23 protein-coding genes and 1 riboswitch are annotated in these 19,178 nt (G+C 46.2%); of the genes, 15 read left to right on the top strand and 8 right to left on the bottom strand.

Features of this window, described 5'->3' with window-relative positions; all coding sequences use genetic code 11:
* The first annotated feature begins 2 nt into the window (after nt 1–2).
* From ACU1JV_RS17605 to ACU1JV_RS17635, 7 genes are all read left to right on the top strand, one after another.
* On the top strand, nt 3–935 hold the full coding sequence (locus ACU1JV_RS17605; protein ID WP_013372916.1) for a COX15/CtaA family protein: 933 nt from the start codon (nt 3–5) through the stop codon (nt 933–935).
* Between the two features lie 130 nt (nt 936–1,065).
* Nucleotides 1,066–2,832, top strand: coding sequence for a UbiD family decarboxylase (locus ACU1JV_RS17610; protein ID WP_413986953.1), 1,767 nt, complete (start codon nt 1,066–1,068; stop codon nt 2,830–2,832).
* A gap of 56 nt (nt 2,833–2,888) precedes the next feature.
* Nucleotides 2,889–3,608, top strand: coding sequence for a Cthe_2314 family HEPN domain-containing protein (locus ACU1JV_RS17615; protein WP_025674141.1), 720 nt, complete (start codon nt 2,889–2,891; stop codon nt 3,606–3,608).
* A 129-nt stretch (nt 3,609–3,737) separates the two neighbouring features.
* Nucleotides 3,738–3,876: riboswitch (SAM riboswitch) on the top strand.
* 137 nt (nt 3,877–4,013) lie between these two features.
* Nucleotides 4,014–5,036, top strand: coding sequence for a methionine ABC transporter ATP-binding protein (locus ACU1JV_RS17620; protein ID WP_165083685.1), 1,023 nt, complete (start codon nt 4,014–4,016; stop codon nt 5,034–5,036).
* The gene (locus ACU1JV_RS17625; protein ID WP_031462166.1) at nt 5,033–5,701 is read left to right on the top strand and encodes a methionine ABC transporter permease; all 669 of its coding nucleotides are present in this window, start codon (nt 5,033–5,035) and stop codon (nt 5,699–5,701) included. The genes ACU1JV_RS17620 and ACU1JV_RS17625 overlap by 4 nt, the downstream gene beginning before the upstream one ends.
* A gap of 74 nt (nt 5,702–5,775) precedes the next feature.
* Complete coding sequence (locus ACU1JV_RS17630; protein ID WP_165083684.1) at nt 5,776–6,618, top strand: MetQ/NlpA family ABC transporter substrate-binding protein; 843 nt, start codon at nt 5,776–5,778, stop codon at nt 6,616–6,618.
* Nucleotides 6,619–6,761: 143 nt separating this feature from the next.
* On the top strand, nt 6,762–7,526 hold the full coding sequence (locus ACU1JV_RS17635) for an SDR family oxidoreductase (RefSeq protein WP_413986952.1): 765 nt from the start codon (nt 6,762–6,764) through the stop codon (nt 7,524–7,526).
* 90 nt (nt 7,527–7,616) lie between these two features.
* Here the strand turns inward: ACU1JV_RS17635 and ACU1JV_RS17640 are convergent, their stop codons facing one another.
* Complete coding sequence (locus ACU1JV_RS17640; RefSeq protein WP_013372910.1) at nt 7,617–7,862, bottom strand: NifU family protein; 246 nt, start codon at nt 7,860–7,862, stop codon at nt 7,617–7,619.
* A gap of 88 nt (nt 7,863–7,950) precedes the next feature.
* Between ACU1JV_RS17640 and ACU1JV_RS17645 the strand changes: the two genes are divergently transcribed.
* Nucleotides 7,951–8,208 (top strand): YuzB family protein, encoded by a 258-nt coding sequence (locus ACU1JV_RS17645; RefSeq protein WP_016820010.1) that lies wholly within the window; start codon nt 7,951–7,953, stop codon nt 8,206–8,208.
* A gap of 116 nt (nt 8,209–8,324) precedes the next feature.
* Here ACU1JV_RS17645 and ACU1JV_RS17650 read toward each other — a convergent pair whose 3' ends face one another.
* Both ACU1JV_RS17650 and mqnE read right to left on the bottom strand, forming a co-directional pair.
* Entirely contained in the window at nt 8,325–9,392 is a 1,068-nt protein-coding gene (locus tag ACU1JV_RS17650; protein ID WP_013372908.1) for an NAD(P)/FAD-dependent oxidoreductase, read from the bottom strand.
* A gap of 205 nt (nt 9,393–9,597) precedes the next feature.
* Nucleotides 9,598–10,704, bottom strand: a complete 1,107-nt coding sequence (mqnE, locus tag ACU1JV_RS17655) for an aminofutalosine synthase MqnE (protein ID WP_016820012.1) — start codon at nt 10,702–10,704, stop codon at nt 9,598–9,600.
* A gap of 371 nt (nt 10,705–11,075) precedes the next feature.
* On the opposite strand from mqnE, the gene ACU1JV_RS17660 reads away from it, so the two are divergent.
* Nucleotides 11,076–11,435, top strand: a complete 360-nt coding sequence (locus tag ACU1JV_RS17660; protein ID WP_413986951.1) for a HesB/IscA family protein — start codon at nt 11,076–11,078, stop codon at nt 11,433–11,435.
* Nucleotides 11,436–11,629: 194 nt separating this feature from the next.
* On the top strand, nt 11,630–12,397 hold the full coding sequence (locus tag ACU1JV_RS17665) for an S-layer homology domain-containing protein (protein WP_413986950.1): 768 nt from the start codon (nt 11,630–11,632) through the stop codon (nt 12,395–12,397).
* A gap of 154 nt (nt 12,398–12,551) precedes the next feature.
* Here the strand turns inward: ACU1JV_RS17665 and ACU1JV_RS17670 are convergent, their stop codons facing one another.
* Both ACU1JV_RS17670 and ACU1JV_RS17675 read right to left on the bottom strand, forming a co-directional pair.
* A complete protein-coding gene (locus ACU1JV_RS17670) occupies nt 12,552–12,917 on the bottom strand; it encodes a nuclear transport factor 2 family protein (RefSeq protein WP_413986949.1) in 366 nt (121 codons plus the stop codon).
* Between the two features lie 80 nt (nt 12,918–12,997).
* Nucleotides 12,998–13,876 carry a LysR family transcriptional regulator gene (locus ACU1JV_RS17675; RefSeq protein WP_013372903.1) on the bottom strand — a complete coding sequence of 293 codons (879 nt, stop codon included), beginning with the start codon at nt 13,874–13,876 and terminating at the stop codon, nt 12,998–13,000.
* A gap of 146 nt (nt 13,877–14,022) precedes the next feature.
* Between ACU1JV_RS17675 and ACU1JV_RS17680 the strand changes: the two genes are divergently transcribed.
* The 5 genes from ACU1JV_RS17680 (at nt 14,023) to ACU1JV_RS17700 (ending at nt 17,003) form a co-directional block, all read left to right on the top strand.
* A complete protein-coding gene (locus tag ACU1JV_RS17680; protein ID WP_413986948.1) occupies nt 14,023–14,952 on the top strand; it encodes a DMT family transporter in 930 nt (309 codons plus the stop codon).
* Between the two features lie 85 nt (nt 14,953–15,037).
* The gene (locus tag ACU1JV_RS17685; protein ID WP_137079194.1) at nt 15,038–15,652 is read left to right on the top strand and encodes a hypothetical protein; all 615 of its coding nucleotides are present in this window, start codon (nt 15,038–15,040) and stop codon (nt 15,650–15,652) included.
* A gap of 81 nt (nt 15,653–15,733) precedes the next feature.
* The gene (locus ACU1JV_RS17690; protein WP_013372900.1) at nt 15,734–16,060 is read left to right on the top strand and encodes a hypothetical protein; all 327 of its coding nucleotides are present in this window, start codon (nt 15,734–15,736) and stop codon (nt 16,058–16,060) included.
* A gap of 18 nt (nt 16,061–16,078) precedes the next feature.
* Nucleotides 16,079–16,369 (top strand): hypothetical protein, encoded by a 291-nt coding sequence (locus ACU1JV_RS17695; protein WP_013372899.1) that lies wholly within the window; start codon nt 16,079–16,081, stop codon nt 16,367–16,369.
* Between the two features lie 313 nt (nt 16,370–16,682).
* A complete protein-coding gene (locus ACU1JV_RS17700) occupies nt 16,683–17,003 on the top strand; it encodes a hypothetical protein (protein ID WP_013372898.1) in 321 nt (106 codons plus the stop codon).
* Between the two features lie 161 nt (nt 17,004–17,164).
* Here the strand turns inward: ACU1JV_RS17700 and ACU1JV_RS17705 are convergent, their stop codons facing one another.
* The 3 genes from ACU1JV_RS17705 to ACU1JV_RS17715 all read right to left on the bottom strand — a co-directional run bounded on the left by ACU1JV_RS17705 (nt 17,165) and on the right by ACU1JV_RS17715 (nt 19,130).
* The gene (locus ACU1JV_RS17705) at nt 17,165–18,022 is read right to left on the bottom strand and encodes a 1,4-dihydroxy-6-naphthoate synthase (RefSeq protein ID WP_064963458.1); all 858 of its coding nucleotides are present in this window, start codon (nt 18,020–18,022) and stop codon (nt 17,165–17,167) included.
* The gene (locus ACU1JV_RS17710; protein WP_413987512.1) at nt 18,023–18,682 is read right to left on the bottom strand and encodes a futalosine hydrolase; all 660 of its coding nucleotides are present in this window, start codon (nt 18,680–18,682) and stop codon (nt 18,023–18,025) included. It lies immediately after the preceding gene.
* A gap of 202 nt (nt 18,683–18,884) precedes the next feature.
* The gene (locus ACU1JV_RS17715) at nt 18,885–19,130 is read right to left on the bottom strand and encodes a hypothetical protein (RefSeq protein WP_025674119.1); all 246 of its coding nucleotides are present in this window, start codon (nt 19,128–19,130) and stop codon (nt 18,885–18,887) included.
* Nucleotides 19,131–19,178 lie beyond the last annotated feature (48 nt).

Here is a 19,178-nt window from a genome sequence, read left to right on the forward strand (position 1 = left end):
GGGTGAATTCATTGAATAACAAAATCAGAATATTAAAATGGCTGGCACTCGTAACATGTATTGTCATGTTTTTGGCTACCTTCGGTGGAGGTGTCGTGACGCGAACGGATTCGGGTCTCGGCTGTGGAAGAGAATTCCCACTTTGTAATGGTAAGCTGGTTCCGGCGCATACCATCGCATCCCTTATTGAGTTCTCTCATCGCTCCGTCAGTGCCATGGCCGGAATTCTTTCTATCGCCTCGTTTGTCGGCTTTTTGCTGTTTATGAAGCATCGGAAGGATTTACAGCTATTCTCCTTACTCACGCTATTGTTTGTTATTATACAAGGTGCGATGGGGGCATTGGCTGTCATCTTCTCCCAATCGGCTGCAGTCATGGGGCTGCATTTTGGCTTTGCGCTTATTGCTTTTGCCAGTGCGACCATGATGACGCTGGGGGCCTGGCAGGAGCATGCGGATTCACGCTACACTCCGCGTCTGATTCCTGGGCGTGTCAGTCGGGGCTATCGTAACTTTATATGGCTATCAACGATTTATACCTATATTGCTGTCTATTCAGGAGCGTTGCTTAGTCATTCGGTCATCCAGAAGGTTGTAAATATTGGGGGTTTCATATCTCCACTGCTGCTTCATCAGATTTCAGCCGGTCTGCTGTTTGTCATTATTTTGGCTGTGGGTCACTACTCATACCGTTATCACCCGAATCACAGGGATATTCGTACCCTGGGTGTCGTATCGGTCGTATTGATTATTCTTCAAGTGGTAATTGGCATTATCTTGCTGTACGTCAACAGACCTGAAATTTACATGTTTATCGTGCTGGGACATATGCTGGTGATTGCATCGTTGTTCTCCATTTTGGCTTATTTGAGCTATCGTGTATGGCAATTGTCACCGGACCGCAAGCTTGTTCCGACCCAAGCACAGCGTACCTAAGCATTTTGTAGATTATAATGAAGCGTATTTTTGCCCAAGAGGCGTTGGAACACGTATAATAACATCATAAGAAACAAACCAGGCCCACGAGTTTCTCGAGGGCTTGATTTGCTTAGGAGGAATCATCCAGTTGATCTACCAGAATTTGCGCCAATTTATTGAAGCGCTGCGTAAAGAAAATGATCTTAAAATTATAGAAGCACCTGTCGATCCTTATTTGGAGCTGGCCGAGATCCACCGAAGAGTCATTGAGGAAGAAGGTCCGGCGCTGCTGTTCACAAATGTCAAAGGAACCCCGTTTCCTGTAGCCAGTAATTTGTTCGGTACGAATCGCCGTGTGGACATGGCTTTTGGCCCTCGTCCAGAGCAACTGATGGATGCAATTGTAGGTGCGACCAAAACGTTGCTTCCACCTACCCCCAAAGCGTTGTGGAATGAACGTGGGCTGATTAAGGACATGCTAAAAGTAGGACTAAAAACAGTATCTCATAACGAAGCCCCTGTATTGGGCGTTCGCCGTACTGATGCTCCGCTGGCTCCACTGCCTAGAGTGACCAGCTGGCACGAGGATGGAGGACCGTTCATTACGCTTCCGCTCGTGTATACCGAAAAGCCAGGTCAGTCCAAGGATCATAATTTGGGGATGTATCGCATCCAGATTTATGATGATCAGACGACTGGGATTCATTGGCAGATCCATAAAGGCGGCGGCTTCCATTATCATGAAGCAGAGCTGCGTAATGAGCCGTTGCCTACGACGATCATCATCGGTGGCCCGCCTGCTCTGATTGCGTCTGCGATTGCTCCTGCCCCGGAAAATTTGCCTGAGCTATTGCTGGCTTCCCTTATTATGGGGGGCAAGCTGCCCATGACAGAAGACCCGCTCGGAGGTCACCGGATTCCGGCAGAAGCCGAATTTGCGATCAGCGGCTATGTGCCGCCTCATGAACGCCGCCTGGAAGGACCGTTTGGTGATCATTTTGGCTATTACTCATTACAACATGATTTCCCTGTGTTTCATGTCAAACATATGCATCACCGTAAAGATGCCATTTATCCGGCAACCATTGTAGGTAAGCCGCGGCAGGAAGACTACTATCTCGGCGAGTTTTTGCAACGTCTGTTGTCGCCCGCCTATCCGCTTGTAATGCCTTCCGTCAAGTCGTTATGGGCATATGCGGAAACAGGTGTACATGCGCTGGCAGCGGCAGTCGTACGTGAAAGCTACTCCCGTGAAGCGCTGGTATCCGGCTTTACCATTCTGGGTCAAGGTCAATTGTCGTTGACCAAATTCCTGATGCTGACAGATCGGGTAATCGATTTATCCGACTTTAACCTGCTGCTCGAAACCATTTTGGAACGATTTAATCCAGCCAGAGATTTGTTTATTTTCAACCATACGTCTCACGATACACTCGATTACACGGGCCGTAAGCTGAATCATGGCAGTAAGGCGATTCTGATGGGAGTAGGCGAGCCTGTGCGTGAATTGCCTCGCGTTTATGAAGGGGGCGATCTGCCGGGAATTCGTGACATCGAACCCTATTGTGGAGGATGCCTCGTTGTATCCGGCTCGTCCTTTGAGCAGGAGCCTGAACTCGCTGCGCGTGTATTGGAGCGATTAGCTGCGGGTGAGCAAGAGTGGCCACTTGTCTTTATCGTGGACGATGCCAAAGAAGTTGTTCGCTCCCAAGCTTCGTTCCTGTGGACGGTATTCACACGCTTTAACCCGGCTACAGATATGTACGCTAATAGCGAAGTGCGTTTGCATCACCTGAACTATAAGCTGCCGATTGTGGTGGATGCACGTATGAAGCCGGGCTACCCTGATGAGGTACTGCCACGTGAAGATATTGTTAAGCTTGTAGATCAACGATGGACGAGTTATTTCGCTTGACGCCTATTAAAGCATCTTAACAGCCGGATTTTACAGATATGAAGGAGGCGTGAAGCATGATACGCAAGCTGTTGGGCGAGCCCCCGCGTGTAAATAATGGTTTCCTGCTGGATGCCATGAATAGCATGTCAGACATGTTACATTTGCTGGAACGACAAATCCAGGCCAGTGGTGATCCGACTCATGACTTTCGGAAGGCGGATATTTTGACGCGTGGTCTAATGTCGTCATTGGATGAACTGGAGCAGAGCCATCATGCTGCCGCCTTTTTTCGTATGAAAGTAAAAGCCGGATACGCTGAAGATATGAGCAAGGATGAAAAATCCGATTATGCCTTGTACGTATTCTTTTATAAGGATGGGTTTGTGCGGGTATTCTCTATTTTGGATAAGTTGGGTAACTGGATGAATGACCTGTATGATTTAAAAACAGGGCAGTATAAGGCGCATTATTCGTATTTTACTGTGTTGCGACAGCTGAAGTATCTCAAAATGCATCCTATATTGACTGATAATTTAATTGATATCAAGGACACATACAACGATGCGATCAATCGCCTGCGTAAGCGGCGAAATACGGAGATACACTATATGAACACGGAAATGCAGGATGATCTCTGGCAACGTCACCGTGCTTTATATGGCAAAATCCAACTGGAGGACCTCGATCACCATCTGGAAGATTTGCAGCAGGGCTTGGAAATGGTATGCCGGTCGCTATCAAACGCATTTTCTTATACTGCGAAACAATGGGAGAACCGGGCAGTGCGCCCATAATTATGACAGAAAATATCCTTTGACAAAGCAATGTAAACTATCTATACTGAAATCTAGTTTCAGAAAAATGCTTGAATTATTTTTTTATATAAACTAAACGGACAGCTAAAGCTGGAGTTTAACATATTTTTCTTATCCAGAGAGGTGGAGGGACTGGCCCGATGAAGCCCGGCAACCCGTTCTTTCCCGGTGTAATGCACCGGGAGGGAACATATGGTGCTAATTCCTACAAAACCGCTAGAGTTATAGCGATTTTGGCAGATGAGAAAAGGTTCGCAAGGTGGGGCCCTTTTCATTCTGTGAAAGGGGCTCTTTTTTGTATAAATAAATAGCCGATTTTATACAATCCTGAGAGATGACAACTGGTTAAAAGGGTAAGGAAGAAGTGAAGGGGGTCGCAGCACGTTGATAGAGCTTAAGCAATTAACCAAGCATTATGGTAAAGGCAACCGACGCGTTAATGCGTTGTCCGGGTTGAATCTTTCTATAAAGCGTGGAGAAATATTCGGGGTGATTGGTCATTCCGGAGCGGGCAAAAGTACGTTGATCCGCTGTATTAATTTATTGGAGCGCCCTACTTCAGGCGAAGTATGGGTAGATGGGGTTAACCTTGTGACTGTGAGTCAATCCCAGTTACAGAAGCAACGCCGAAAAATCGGAATGATTTTTCAACATTTTAATTTGTTGTCTTCGGCGACAGTGTATGACAACATTGCATTTCCATTGCGTCTGGTAAGTACCCCTAAGCAGGAGATGGACAAGAAAGTTCGTGAGCTGCTGGAACTAGTGGGGCTCAAAGAACACAGTGGAAAATATCCGTCACAGCTCTCAGGTGGACAGAAGCAGCGGGTAGGAATTGCACGGGCACTGGCTAGTGATCCGCATGTGTTGCTGTGTGACGAAGCGACGTCTGCGCTTGATCCGCAGACGACAGGGTCTATCCTGAAATTGCTGTTGGATATTAATCAACGTTTTAATTTGACCATCGTATTGATTACTCATGAGATGCATGTCATTCAAAGCATTTGTGATCGAGTTGGCGTCATTCATCAGGGCGATATCGTGGAGCAAGGTCCGGTGGCGGAAGTATTTTTGAAGCCACAGCATCAGGTAACTAAGGACTTTATCCAGCGGGAGGCGGAACATCCCGAGGAGTTACAAGCAGCGATTGCAGCTGCAGGTAGCGGGGAATCGACACAGGTAGTACGTATCTCCTTCTTAGGCAGCAAAACTTATGATGCGATTCTGTCGCGTACGGCTCGAAGTACGGGTGTTGATTTTGCAATCTTGCAGGGAACCATCTCTACAATTAAAAATGTACCGTATGGACAGCTGATCGTTCGTTTTGAAGGAAACCATTCAGATATAGAGCATACGCTGCGCGAAGTGTCTGGGCAAGGACTTGATGTGGAGGTGATCGGACAATGAGCGAACTTGATTTTTCGCAAGTGAGTTGGGAAGAGCTAGGGAATTCTACGCTGGAAACCCTTCAGATGCTCGGGGCATCTGCATTGTTCACCCTCGTTATTGGATTGCCGCTCGGTATATTGTTGTTTCTGGCGAGCCGCTCCTCGTTGACTTTGATGAAGGTGATATACATTGTATTATCCTTCATCGTGAACATTTTGCGTTCCGTACCATTTATCATTTTGATCGTTGCACTTATTCCTTTTACACGATCGTTGGTAGGTACCTCGACCGGGGTGCTGGGAACCATTCCGCCATTGGTTATCGGGGCTGCTCCTTTCTTCGCACGTCTTGTCGAAACGTCACTACGTGAAGTGGACAAGGGTGTCATTGAAGCTGCACAAGCGATGGGGGCTTCGACAGGACAAATTATCCGGCGTGTGCTGTTACGTGAGGCACTGCCGGGCCTGCTCGCCGCATTAACCATTACCGTCGTTACACTCGTATCCTACACGGCAATGTCCGGTATGATCGGGGGCGGTGGACTGGGTACGCTGGCAATCAACTACGGCTATTATCGTTATGAAACGGCTGTAATGATCGTTGCGGTCGTGCTGATGATCGTATTGGTACAACTGCTGCAAATGGCAGGAGATCGCCTTGTGCGGCATTATACTCGAAAATAGGGAAAACATATAGATATCCTTATTGATCAGGACGTCTGATCCTGAATATTACAAATTATTGGAGGGGTAACAACATGAAGAAATGGGTATTGGCTGTATTGAGCTTGACATTAATTGCGGTACTGGCTGCTTGCGGTACAAAGAGCACTACATCGGATACAAACAATGCGGCCGAAAATACAGGCGGGTCACCACGTGAAGTCGAACTGAAAGTTGGAGCTTCTCCTGTGCCACATGCGGAAATTTTGGAAGCGATCAAGCCTCAGTTGGAAAAAGAAGGAGTTCGCCTTCAAGTCGTTCAGTTTAACGACTATGTACAGCCGAACGTGCAATTGTTTGACAAGCAACTGGATGCTAACTTTTATCAACATGTACCTTACCTGAATGTGATGAATAAAGAGCGTAAAATGGATCTGGTATCTATTGGCGCTGTTCATCTGGAGCCATTCGGTATCTACTCTCAAAAATATAAAAAGCTTGATGAACTTCCAGACGGTGCGACAGTAGCGATTCCGAACGATGCGACCAATGGAGGCCGTGCATTGTTGCTGTTGGAGAAACAAGGTCTGATCAAGCTGAAGGACGCAAGCAACATTGAAGCTACCGTAAAAGATATTACTGAAAATAAGAAAAATCTGGAATTTAAAACTTTGGAAGCAGCTATGCTGCCACGTCAGTTGCCTGAAGTGGATATTGCGTTGATCAACACGAACTACGCTTTGGAAGCCAAGCTGAATCCGACCAAGGATGCATTGGCACTGGAAGACAAAGATTCACCATATGCTAACGTACTGGTAGCACGTCCTGATAATAAAGATTCCGAAGCGATCCAAAAACTGCTTAAAGCTTTGCAATCTCCAGAAACTAAAAAATTCATTGAAGACAAATATCAAGGCGCAATTATCCCTGCATTTTAAGCAGAAACTAAGAAACCGCTGAACGTAAACCCCAGCTTCTCTTAAACAAGAGGACTGGGGTTTCTTCTTGGCTGGAGTTGTAGGGATTGCTTAAATATTTTATACTTGGGGGTGACCGTTCTCTGTGAAGAGGAGGAAAACTGTTGAGAGACAAAGTCGCACTCATAACGGGCAGTGCCAAAGGTTTAGGTAAAATGACCGCTCTGCGTTTGGCTGATGAAGGTTGTGACATTGCACTAAATTATGTCCATAGCCAGGTTGAAGCCGAAGCGCTTAAGCAGGTAATTGAATCTAAGGGAGTACGCTGTCTGTCTTTACAAGCAGATATCTCTGTTCAGGAAGATATCACCAGGCTGATCGGTGAAGTGCAGGATCGTCTGGGCGGGGTTGATATTATGGTGAATAATGCCGGACCCTTCATCCGGGAACGCCGTCTTTTTGCGGACTACAGTGTAGCTGAGATTCATGCCATGATACAGGGAAATTTGGTCGGTACCATGTTGCTGGATCATTTGGTATTGCCGCACATGCGTAGCCAGCAATGGGGACGTATTATTCATTTTGGCTTTGGTCATGCTGGAGAAGCAAGGGCTTGGCCGCATCGCGCCGTCTACGCAGCTGCTAAGGTGGGGCTGGTGTCTTTTACGAAGTCACTGGCTGTAGAGGAAGCTCCCCATGGCATCACGGTCAATATGATCTGTCCCGGGGATATCCGAGGAGCGAACAAGGAAAAGTCGATTGCCGATGTCATAGGCATGCAGGATACAGAGACACCGCGTGGGCGTCCAGGAAGCGGAGAGGACATTGCGCGAGTGATCGCCTATTTGTGTGAGGAGCATTCGGATTTTATAACGGGTAATATTATGGATGTGTCCGGAGGATTGGACCCCATTCGGCCAACCATATAAGATCGAGAGATCCTTTAGACGTTGTAACACAAAAAGAGTCTTGAGCTTCGTTACCGAAGTCAAGACTCTCTGATCATTATGCATCAAGCATTAGAATACTTGTACCACTTCTTGGACGCCTTCGACTTCTTCGAGAAGAGCGCGTTCAATCCCTGCCTTCAGCGTAATTGTAGAACTTGGGCAACTGCCGCAAGCGCCTACCAGCTTCAGCTTAACGATACCATCTTCAACGTCAACCAGCTCAACGTCACCGCCATCGCGTTGCAGGAACGGACGGAGCTTATCCAGTACGTCTGCTACTTCATCATACATTTGAACGCTTTGTGCTTCGCTCATTAGAATTCAACTCCTTTCCTATACCTTATTTATTATATTACAAAGCGGGCCAAATTAAAATGCCCGTCATTCAAAGCAGGTGAAAAAAATGTTAAGACCTATTATTGAATTTTGCACCAGTAATATGCATTTTGGTACCGATGAGATTATGTCCAAACTAGAACAGAACCCGGATTATGATGTGATTGAATACGGCTGCCTAAGCAATTGCGGTCAGTGTAACGCAGAGCCTTATGCGATGGTTAATGGTGAAATTGTATCCGCAGATTCAGCAGAGCTTCTGTACGAAGTGATTCTAAACAAAATTAAAGAAGCCGAAGCATGGGACAACCTGGATTTGGATTAAAAATAGAAGTCACCGGCAAGCCAGCTTCCTCTTGTAGGAAATATATATTATTTATAGATGCAACAACAAAGAAGACCTGCTCTGGAAGCAGGTCTTCCTTGTTGTTGAGTATCCAATTAGCCAAAATGGCGTTTGGACTTCCAGAGCACACCGCTCTTCAGCAGACGCGGCACTCGTCCACGCAAAGAGGTACTGCCCATAAAGCCATAACCAAACCCGGCCTTCTTGCCAAGTGCACCTAATGTACCACGTAGCTTTAAAGGATGCGGGTGAGGCGTTTGGCCCTTCCACAGGTCGCGTACAATGTGGGCAATCTGCTCACCCTGCACCTCTGCCGCCTGAGCGCTTGGAGAGTAAGGAAGGCTCGCACAGTCTCCGACGACGTACACTTCAGGATGATCCGGTATTTGATAATATTCATTTAGCACGATGCGGCCCTGAGGGTCTTTAGGAACTGCTAAATCCTGCACAATTTTAACGGGCTGAATCCCGGCTGTCCATACAACCGCATCGGTCATAATTTGCTCGTCACGGTTGTAAATAGCCCCTGGCTCAATGCGGGAAACCGCAACATGATTTAGTGCGTTCACATGATGCTCCTTGAACCAGGCATGTACATAAGCAGACAAACGTTGCGGAAATGCTGATAGCACCCGCTCGCCCCGATCCATAATAGTAATATTCAAATCCGCGCGGCTTTCACGTAACTCCGCAGCAATCTCGACCCCACTTAGACCGCCACCTACAATATGGACATGTCCATAAGGCTTGATTTCATTCAAGCGCAGATACGTTTGGCGGGTATGATTAAAGGACTGGATTGTACAGCTGTATTCTTCTGCCCCCGGTGTATTATGAAAGCGGTCGGTACAACCTAGTGCAATGACAAGCTGGTCATAGGGCAAAGGCTCACCGTCTTGAAAATGGACCATTTTATTCTCAAGATCCATCGATGTGACTTCTCCATATTTGCGAATAAGGCGTTGTTCATCGGGAAAATGTACCCGCAAATCAAAATCAGATACGGTACCTGCCGCAAGGGCATAGTATTCTGTTTTCAAGCCCTGAAAGGGCATCCGATCCACTAAAATAACTTGAATATTGTCGGGAATGTGTTTATCCAGCAATTCTTTGGCAATGGTAAGGCCGCCATAGCCGCCCCCCAGAATAACGAAATTTTTCATCAAAATCCGCCGTCCTTTCGTTACCGTGTCCCCGGCAATGGTCTGGTGTCTTGTCGATCTAGCCACAAGTTTTTGTTGTTGTAAAACCCGGAAAAGCGGGCCTGCCTTTGGCAGACAGACCAGTGTGTTCCGGGGCAGCTTGAGGCTGCATGGTGTGAGTAATGGGGATAAAATGCACGCGGGAAATCTGAATCCAATGTTACACTTATTCGAAAACTTCGATTTCGTTATAGAAGGTGTCACGTTCTACAGGTATGCGTCCAGCACCTTTGACTAGCCAGATTAGCTCTTTGCGGGTCAATCCGGCAGGAGTCAACGCACCTGCAGCATGGCTGATCTGCTCGCGCACAATCGTGCCATGGACATCAGATGCGCCAAAGGTAAGAGCGACCTGCGTCAATTGCGGACCAATATTAATGAAGTAAGCTTTAACATGGTCGATATTGTCCAGCATCAAACGGCTGATCGCAATGGTTTTGAGATCCTCGTAAGCAGAGTTGCGGCGCATGATGTTGGCGTTTTTGCTTTTCGGCTGCATGGACAGTGGGATAAATACCATAAATCCATTTGTTTCATCCTGCAATTCACGAATTTGCAGCATGTGCTCAATACGATCCTGATAAGTTTCGACTGAACCGTACAGCATCGTCGTATGAGTTTTCATACCGAGATTGTGGGCCGTACGATGTACTTCAAGATAGCGGTCTACATTGGCTTTGGTAACACGCATCTTCTTCCGATATTCATCGGATAAGATTTCCGCGCCACCACCAGTCAAAGATTGAAGTCCTGCCTTTTGCAGCTCTTGAAGAACTTCTTTAACACTCAAGCCGCTTATGCGTGTGAAAAAGTCAATTTCCGCTGCAGTGTATGCTTTCAGTGTAACGTTGGGATACTTTTCGTTCAGCGCTTTCAGTGAATCTACATAGTATTGGAAAGGTACATGATTATTATGACCGCCGACGATATGGAATTCTCTTACGCCTGGATGGATATGTTGCTCTACATAATCAATCATTTCCTGCCCGGACAACGTATAAGAGCCTTCCTCCCCCTGATCCTTGCGGAAATTGCAGAACGCGCAGCGCGCTTCGCATACATTGGTGAAGTACAGGCTCATGTTTTCGATAAAATAAACCTTTTTACCGTTCTTGCGTAAATTAGCTTCGTTAGCCAACTGGCCCAGTGTGAGAATATCGTCAGTTTCATACAAATATATACCATCTTCGAGGTTCAAACGAATCCCGTTTTGTACCTTTTCTACAATTTCCGCCATTCTGCGGTCTGTAAAAGGTGTAACTAATGTGGACATGCCTATTCCTCCTTCAAGTTGCTCTGTGCGAGGCTGTCCGCCGAATTAGCGGCACAAGCGCTTGATGCGCACAGGATGTCCCGTTCCGTCGGTAAAATCCGGCAGCGCGGATATACGATATGTGAAAAATGTTACAATGCCAGGCTACAATGATGGATGTCTCATAATTTCGCCTTTGAAATGACAAATTTCCGACAGTTTCTTTAACACACTCTTCACCTATTATAAACCTCACACCACTGGTGTTCAATACAAACGAGTAGAAAAAGAGGTGTTTAAGCCTGTAACGGAAGGACATTCCATGACTTGAGCACCTGCAAATAAGAGAGTATACTGAAGGGGAGCATGAAGTAAAAGAGGAGGATGGAGCTATGATTAACATCACCGATTCCGCTGCTGAACGCCTGAAAGAAATGCTGGAGCAGCAGGAAACGCCGAATACGTTTTTACGTCTGGGTGTTACGCCAGGTGGATGTACCGGATTTTCGTACGCCATGGGCTTTGACGACAACGAGACGGATCAGGATATATATATGAATGTACAGGATATGAAAGTAGTCGTGGAAAAGGATAGTATCCGCTATCTGGACGGTCTGGAAATCGACTTTGAAGAGTCTGGTATGTCTGGCGGTTTCACGATTCATAATCCGAATGCTGTAGCTACATGCGGCTGCGGTTCAAGCTTCCGTACAGCTACAGATGCGGGGAAACCAAACGAAGAGCCTTGTTAATTTTTCGAATGGTGGTCTGAATTATTCCTAAAGATACACGTTTAGGTTACGGATAACGGCCTTTGTAACGAATTTTACTCGTTGCGAAGGTCGTTTTTGTGTTTATGTTTATCTTTTGCATAGGAAATACCGATATAACATTGAGTCTGGAGAACTATTTTCTACGTAAATTTACCTAAAGGAAGTGGAACAAGATGTTGAAAAAGAAATGGCTGATTACCCCTGTGGTTGCGGTGGCACTGTTGTTCAGTCAATCCGCATTGGCGGCAAATACGTTTCCTGATGTGAATGGTACAAAATATGAATGGGCTGCCGAATCCATTCATTCGATGGTCGACAAAGGTGTTGTCAGCGGCTATACGGATGGGACCTTCAAGCCAGGCAAAACCATAACAAAAGCAGAATTTGTACATATGTTTCATAAACTTTTTCCAGAAGTCAATAATTCAGCGGGTAAATCTTCAGAGTTTGTAGATGCACGCAAGCACTGGGCGAATCAAGATTTTGCAGCTATATTCAACGGAGATTATGTGTGGCCGTTTGCTGAAAGTGTAGGGGGCAAATATCCAAACTACCAATTCTATGTCAATCCTGATAAACCGCTGACCCGTTGGGATATGATGATGATTGCTTCTGTTCGAACGGATTATACCAATCAGACGCTTCATCCTGAGATTGCCGAAGTAATTTCCTCAGCTGCACAGTACAACGATATGAAAGTTCGTCAGGCAAATTACAATGACAAATTCTCAGCCTACTATCCGGTACTGTACATCGACACAACGGGAGAAGAGTACTCCTATGATGGAGATTTCCAGGATCAAAAGGCAGAAGCATTCTACACCCTTACCAAGATGGGCGTCCTTACCGCTGACAATGGATACCTTCGCCCAAAGGCACTGGTCACACGTGCTGAAGCTGTTACCCTTTTACAGCGTTTGTATGATGCTACAACCAAGTGACTTAACAAGACTGTAAAAATGAAGAGCGCTATCCCTAAAATGGTTAGTGCTCTTGTGCTTACACCGTGCCATTGATTTAATTACGAAGATTCTTGCCGTAGCTGCTCACCTGTCTTAGTCAGATTTAGCATCCATGGCGGATTCGCGACTAATCTTATTTTACCGTGCTACAATGCCCTGAGATGATCTTCAACGCACCATCTATATTGTGCCAAACGCGTGTATAGCACATTTCATCTTCAATGGGATCATTGCCTACCGTTCCTCGTAAAGAAACGCGGGTCACCGTAACGACAGTATCATCCAGCGGAATTACTGATTGATTAAGAACTTGAATATCCGTAAAATGTAAAACACCCGAACGGTGGGCTTCCAGATCCGCTTCTTTGTTCAACACCTGTCCAAAGTGATTCACGAATATAAGCTTATCATGAATAAGCTCATCCAAGATCTTCACATCACTAGTCAGCATCGCCTTACGCAGTTTTTCCTCGTATTCAATGATTTGATTTACCTGCATATGAATAGACCTCCTTATGACAATGATTCAAGTAAGTAAAGGAAACATTATACACCTACCCATATCCCGTTACCATTGCTCTATTGTTTCAAATCCGTAAACAGCTCCTGCGCGGTTCGCACAAATAACTGTACAGCAAGTGAAGCATTGTGTAGAGAGGGGATAGCGATACCAATTTGACGCGTGATTAGAGGCGTGGTTTCCTTGACGGTCAGATCATGGGGGAACGTAGATAAGGCGAGAGATGAGACAATGCCCATACCTAGTCCTTGTCGGACCATGCTGACCAGCGTGCTGATATTGTGAGTAATAAATTGTGCTTGCAACTGACTTTGTTCGCGTTCAAACCCTTCCATAATGGCGACCTCATGTCCACCTTTACAAAAGATCATTTCCTGTTGATTCAAGTCTCGGATGGCGATTTTGTCGTGCGATTGAAAAGGATGACCGTCAGGCAAGAGAATAATCATGTCATCCTGACATAAAGGAATTACATCTACCTCAGGGTCTGGCAACAAGATGATTCCCGCTTCAATTTCTCTGGTATGCACCCACTCCTTGACCTCATTGGTAGAGCCTTCATGTAAATCGAAAACAAGGTTCGGATAGTGCTGACGGATATGATGAATAATGGGGGGCAGAAAATAGGCTGAGGCAGAAGGAAAGGCACCAATCGTGATTGTACCTACGTCCAAGCCTTTTTCAGCGGCCACTTGCTGCTGTACTTTTTCCATGCTTTGCAGCACCATGCGGAATTGCAGCAGCACCTTTTGTCCGATTTCTGTCAGGAGCACGCCTCTTTTTCGATCGCGCAGCAATAGCTGGACATCAAGCTCGTTCTCGATACTAGCGATGGCATGGCTGACCGCAGGTTGCGTCATATGCAGCTCATGGGCAGTTTGAGTAAAGTTTAGTGTTTCAGCTACGCGAACAAAGATCATAATCTGAGTTATAGTCATAAGTGAAAAGTTATCTCCCTTATTGAAAACATTCATTTTATTTATTAGTGACCACAGTATAAGCTAGTAAAGCAAAACTTTGCAAACGGCTATTCAGATTTTAGTCGTAAGCAATGCGCAATGAAATTTTAAGGAGAGAGACATCTATGAAAAAATTAACGCCTAAAGCTACGTTGTGGCTTGTCTTGATATTAGTGATGGTATGGGGGATCAACTGGCCGTTGACCAAGCTGGCTTTGCCAGATACGCCGCCGATATTTTTTTCGGGAATCCGCACGCTGCTGGGTGGTGTGATTCTGCTGTTGTTCGCTATGCGTAATCGGAAAACCTTACGACTTAGACAAAATGCGTGGACTTATCTTGTGCTGGCTATATTTAATATTGCAGGCTACTATGGCTTGCAGACGGTAGGGTTGCGTTATCTGCCTGCTGGGTTGTTCTCCACTTTAGTATTCCTTCAGCCGATCTTGTTGGGATTATTCTCCTGGTTGTGGTTAGGAGAGCGTATGTTTCCCCTGAAAGTCATTGGACTGGTACTGGGTTTTGGCGGAGTGATCGTGATTAGCTCCGGTGGAATGGCAGGTCATTTGTCTGTGCTGGGCATTGTGTTGGGGCTAGCCTCAGGACTGTGCTGGGCGCTCGGAACAATTTATATGAAGAAAAAAAGCAAACAACTGGACTCCATTTGGGCGGTGACGATGCAGCTTATTCTGGGAGGGGTCCTACTCAACGGGATTGGGTTTACGACCGAGAAATGGGCCGATATCCACTGGACAGCCTCCTTTATCGCGATTCTATTATTTATTTCAATATTCGTGATTGCGATGGGCTGGCTGATTTATTTTAAGCTAATCGACAACGGGGATGCGGGAACCGTCGGCTCATATACGTTTATGATTCCGGTACTGTCCACGATCTTTAGTATGGTCATGCTCAGAGAATCCCTCACTTTGACATTTGTAGTAGGGTTGGTGCTGATTGCAGGTAGTGTATATCTGGTAAATACAGCTTCTCCTGGGAAAAGAGCGAATCAAAGCTCGAAAGCTGATAAAACGAATTCCTGTACAAATGCTTAGAAAATATAGAATTAGGAAAAATATACTAGAATATCAGAGGGGAGAATAGTAAAATGTGACTATATAAATAGAGAGGAAGTTTGGTATGGGAGAGTTAAGCGGTCATACTCAGACTGTGGAGTCGCAACCACAGTCTATTCGTAAGCTGGCAGTTGTGGCAACGGTCATTTCAGGAGTAGCTGTACTAGGCTGTATAGCCTTGGCGGTATGGAACTATAATCTTAATACAAAGGTCAATTCTTTAACTATAGCGAATGCATCGCTAAAACAGACAACACAAGTCTTAACCAAGCAACAAAATGATACAGAGGCGCTACTGGGAAAAGTTAAATTAGCAGCCAACCTGTCATCCATAACGCATCTGTTAGAGCAGACATCTGTCGTTACTGATGATTTTGTATTGGAAAAAGTGACTTTTAATGTGGCAGAGGATGGCAAGTTGAAGGGTGTGCTACTGAATGTGAACAACCAACCTAATCTCGGTTTTGGCGGTGCTTATCAAGGTTATGGCAAATATAATATGTCTTCTGCTGCATTGACGAAGAAGGCAGAGGAAGTCATCAACATAGCTATGAAAGAGTACAATACATCTGACAAGCTTCCGGTATGGGATAAGAATACGAAGGTGGAAATGACGGTTCAAAATTATCCGCTTGGTAAGCGGGAAGGCGGCATTTTTAAGCTCACTGGTCAGCAATAGGAAGGAACCTAACGTTAATCCGATGCTGGGCATTACAGATTTTTGTCTTATGGAATGTAAATTGAGCGGGGGAGCTAAGAAATGGACAGATACACACCTACAGCGAGGGAACGCTGGCAGATGAAACAGAGTGAGCCGCAGCCGCAGGGCTGGGTGCTCGCTCTATTTGGCTGGATTTTTTCAGGTTTGGGGTTCGTATTTAGTTTTTTTGTCATTGGAGGCTTACTTGGGCTTATCGGCCTTGTTTTCGGAATTTTGACTAGAAAGATGGAACAAAGAAACACGCAGGGCATCCTGATTATCGTCATCAGCTCCGTCGCCATTGGCATTGGCCTGTTGATTTTTATGATTTTTTTCGCGCAAGGTTTTGTAGAAGGTCTGAGAGAAGGTTATAATGAGCATTATTAGGTCAGGGAGGTAACACCATTGAGCGTCATTGTTTCACAGCAAATCTCGGCAACGGGTGTGAAGGAATATACGAAGGTGACCAAAACATTTGATTCCCCTTTTACACCTTTGGTTGGACAGAAAATCAGGGATACGGCATTTGGCGATATGCAATATTATGATGTCGAGGACGTATTTATTGATCTAGCGGAGAATGAGTACTGGGTAATTCTACCTGCCATTTTGCTGCATACAGATGATATTGAGGATATACGAGATGCTGTGCGTGAGTATCGTTCACACGGTTGGGAATGTACGAAACCTCTATAAATGCATACTACTTAAACATCTACATGGAGACGTCTTTCATTTGCCAGATTGGCGTTTTCTTGTGTATTTGTGTATAAACTATTCCTAATGATTGGCATGAAAAGAAAGAAATTATGCTGAAAATGCGCAAAATGTATCATTTTTTATCATAAAACGACAAGTTGGGAAATGAAAACGGACTTAATGTGTTATACTTAGTATATCAAAGGACAAGAGTCTAAAACGACCGGTAAGGCCCTTTCTTTGAAGAGCCTCTGAAGGGTTCAACGTTTATCCAAAATAAATGGTCAAAAGGAAAAGGGGAAATGCTAACGTGAGAGTGAATTTGAAATTTACGAACAAAGGGCAAGTTGCAGTTGAGAAGTTCAACAATGAGGAGCTTATCGAAATCTTTAGCCGCTACATTAAAACGTTATGCAAGAAGTATGATATCTCGGTTACGGTACCTGAGGATCTGAATGAGCAGATTTTGGAAGAGGGCACCGTAAAGGTCGTGTTGGATAAGATTAATTGTGACATGGACGCTTTTTTCAAGGAGCTGAGTCGGGATATCAAGGTGCCGCTGGTCAAACGATTGGGTACCAAACTGGATAACGTGTTTAAGACCGAGGTCGTGGAGCAAGAACAGAGCTAAGAATAAGGATCAAGCGAGATCTCATGAAGATTTGCATCATGAATTGAAATCATAAAACCTCCCGAATGGGGCGCATGGCTAGGCAATGTGCTCGTTCGGGAGGTTTTATATGTTTAAGCTGCTTTATTCAGGAGATAACATGCATGGCATGTCTGCGCCTTTTAACGTGTTGTTGTGGACGTAAGGCGCAGTTTGGCTAAATCAAACGAAGGCACCAGCCCTTCCTGTGCGGCGCGACCGAGCAAGGCTTCGATGGCGGCATAACCGCTATCGCCCAGATTAGCGGTAAAATCGTTCACATACAGGTCAATATGCGATTGGGCAACATCGGGTGATAGCTCTTGCGCATGAGACAATACATATTCACGCGAAGCTTCGGGATGTTTCCAAGCATATTCGACAGAGGCACGTATCCAGTTGGTGATCGCATCCAGATCCAGCGTACGACGGGCAATAATAGCTCCGAGAGGGATTGGCAGTCCTGTATCTTCTTCCCACCAGTTCCCCAGATCAACTTGCTTGCTAAGTCCATAGGACGGATATGTGAAGCGTGCTTCATGAATCACCAATCCAGCATCTATATGTCCGTCACGGACAGCAGGCATAATTTGGTCGAACGGCATTACGACAATCTCGCCGACACCCCCAGGCACATGCTTGGCCGCCCATAGGCGGAACAGCAGATAAGCAGTGGAGCGTTCACTTGGAACAGCTACACGCTTGCCGGACAGGGCTTCCGGACCTTTGACGGTGGAACCTTCCTTAGTCAGCACGAGCGGCCCACAACCCCGGCCCAGTGCGCCGCCACAAGGCAACAGGGCGTATTCATCCAGCACCCAAGGAAGTGCAGCGTACGAAATTTTCATGATATCAAGTCCATCTGGTGTGATCGCCAGATTGTTGGTGATGTCGATATCGGCGAATGTAATGTCCAGCGCGGGTGCGCCCGGAATTAATCCATGAGCCAAGGCATGGAAGACAAAAGTGTCGTTAGGACAAGGTGAAAAAGCAATTTGCATCTATATAACCTCCGTTAATGTAGAAAATGCGGCTTCCAACGCTTGCAAAGCCTCTTTGATTCGCCAGGCTGCACGGTCACGTGGACCAACAGCATTGGAAATCGTGCGAATCTCCATCATCGGCAGCTCGAACCTGTTGGCCGCCACGGCAACGCCGTAACCTTCCATCGCTTCGGCAGCAGCTCCGGGAATGCGTTTGGCTAGGCGTTCCGCTGTTACCGCCGTGCCGGTGGCCGTCGAGACGGTCAGGATCGGTCCGGCGACGACCGTCTGGCCAGCATCACGCAGCGCCTGAACGAATCGCTGCGTGGTGGCAGCGTTCACGGCAATGCGGCTGGAGCCAAAACCCAGCTCGTCCACGCTGCTGAAACCCTCTGCCGTCTCTGCCCCCAGGTCGGCGGCAATAATCGCGTCAGCAACGACGACGCTCTCCAGTGCAGCGACCTCCACGAAGCCACCCCCAATTCCGGCGCTAATGACTAGACGGTAATCGCCTGTAGCTAGTGCCAGCGCGGTTGAAGCCGCTGCGGACGGAGCGCCTACACCAGCCAGTTCGACCACAAAGCGAGTGTCGCCTTTCAGGCCGCGCAGCACAGCCTCCCGTTCGCCTTCAACCGCGGTCATGACCAGGATGCGCCCATCTGATGTTGAATGCTCCATGGGTTGATTCCCCTTTAAATTTAGGTAATATGCTTTCTTATCATACTGCTTTTCCAAACGATGTTCAAAAAAAGTCGACAAAAAAAGCGCTCTATGGCGCTTTTTCGGAGAAACCTGCAAGATTCAACAGATATGAAAATTGGTAGTTTAAACATATAACCATTCTAATCTGGAAGAACAGCGCAGACATAGCATATAATAATTATATCGGCTGATCCTTCGTGATTAGCTGAAACATTGTGATATTGCGGTCATAATGGCTTGGGGTCCCATTCTGATTGCGCACCCGAATCATCTCGCTGCTGAACAATTCGATATAACCACAGCCTATCTCACAGTACACGCCTGCAGGGTCTTCTTGCCAGACCGAAACGAGGTGTTGAGACAGCGCCGCGGTAAAAAATTCGATGTTTTTTTGCAGTACACGTGGCGTTTTCTTGGGTTCCATAACGTAAATCCTCCCTATATCATGCCATTTGAAAATCAGCAATTGAAC

The sequence above is a fragment of the Paenibacillus sp. T2-29 genome (assembly GCF_052921365.1).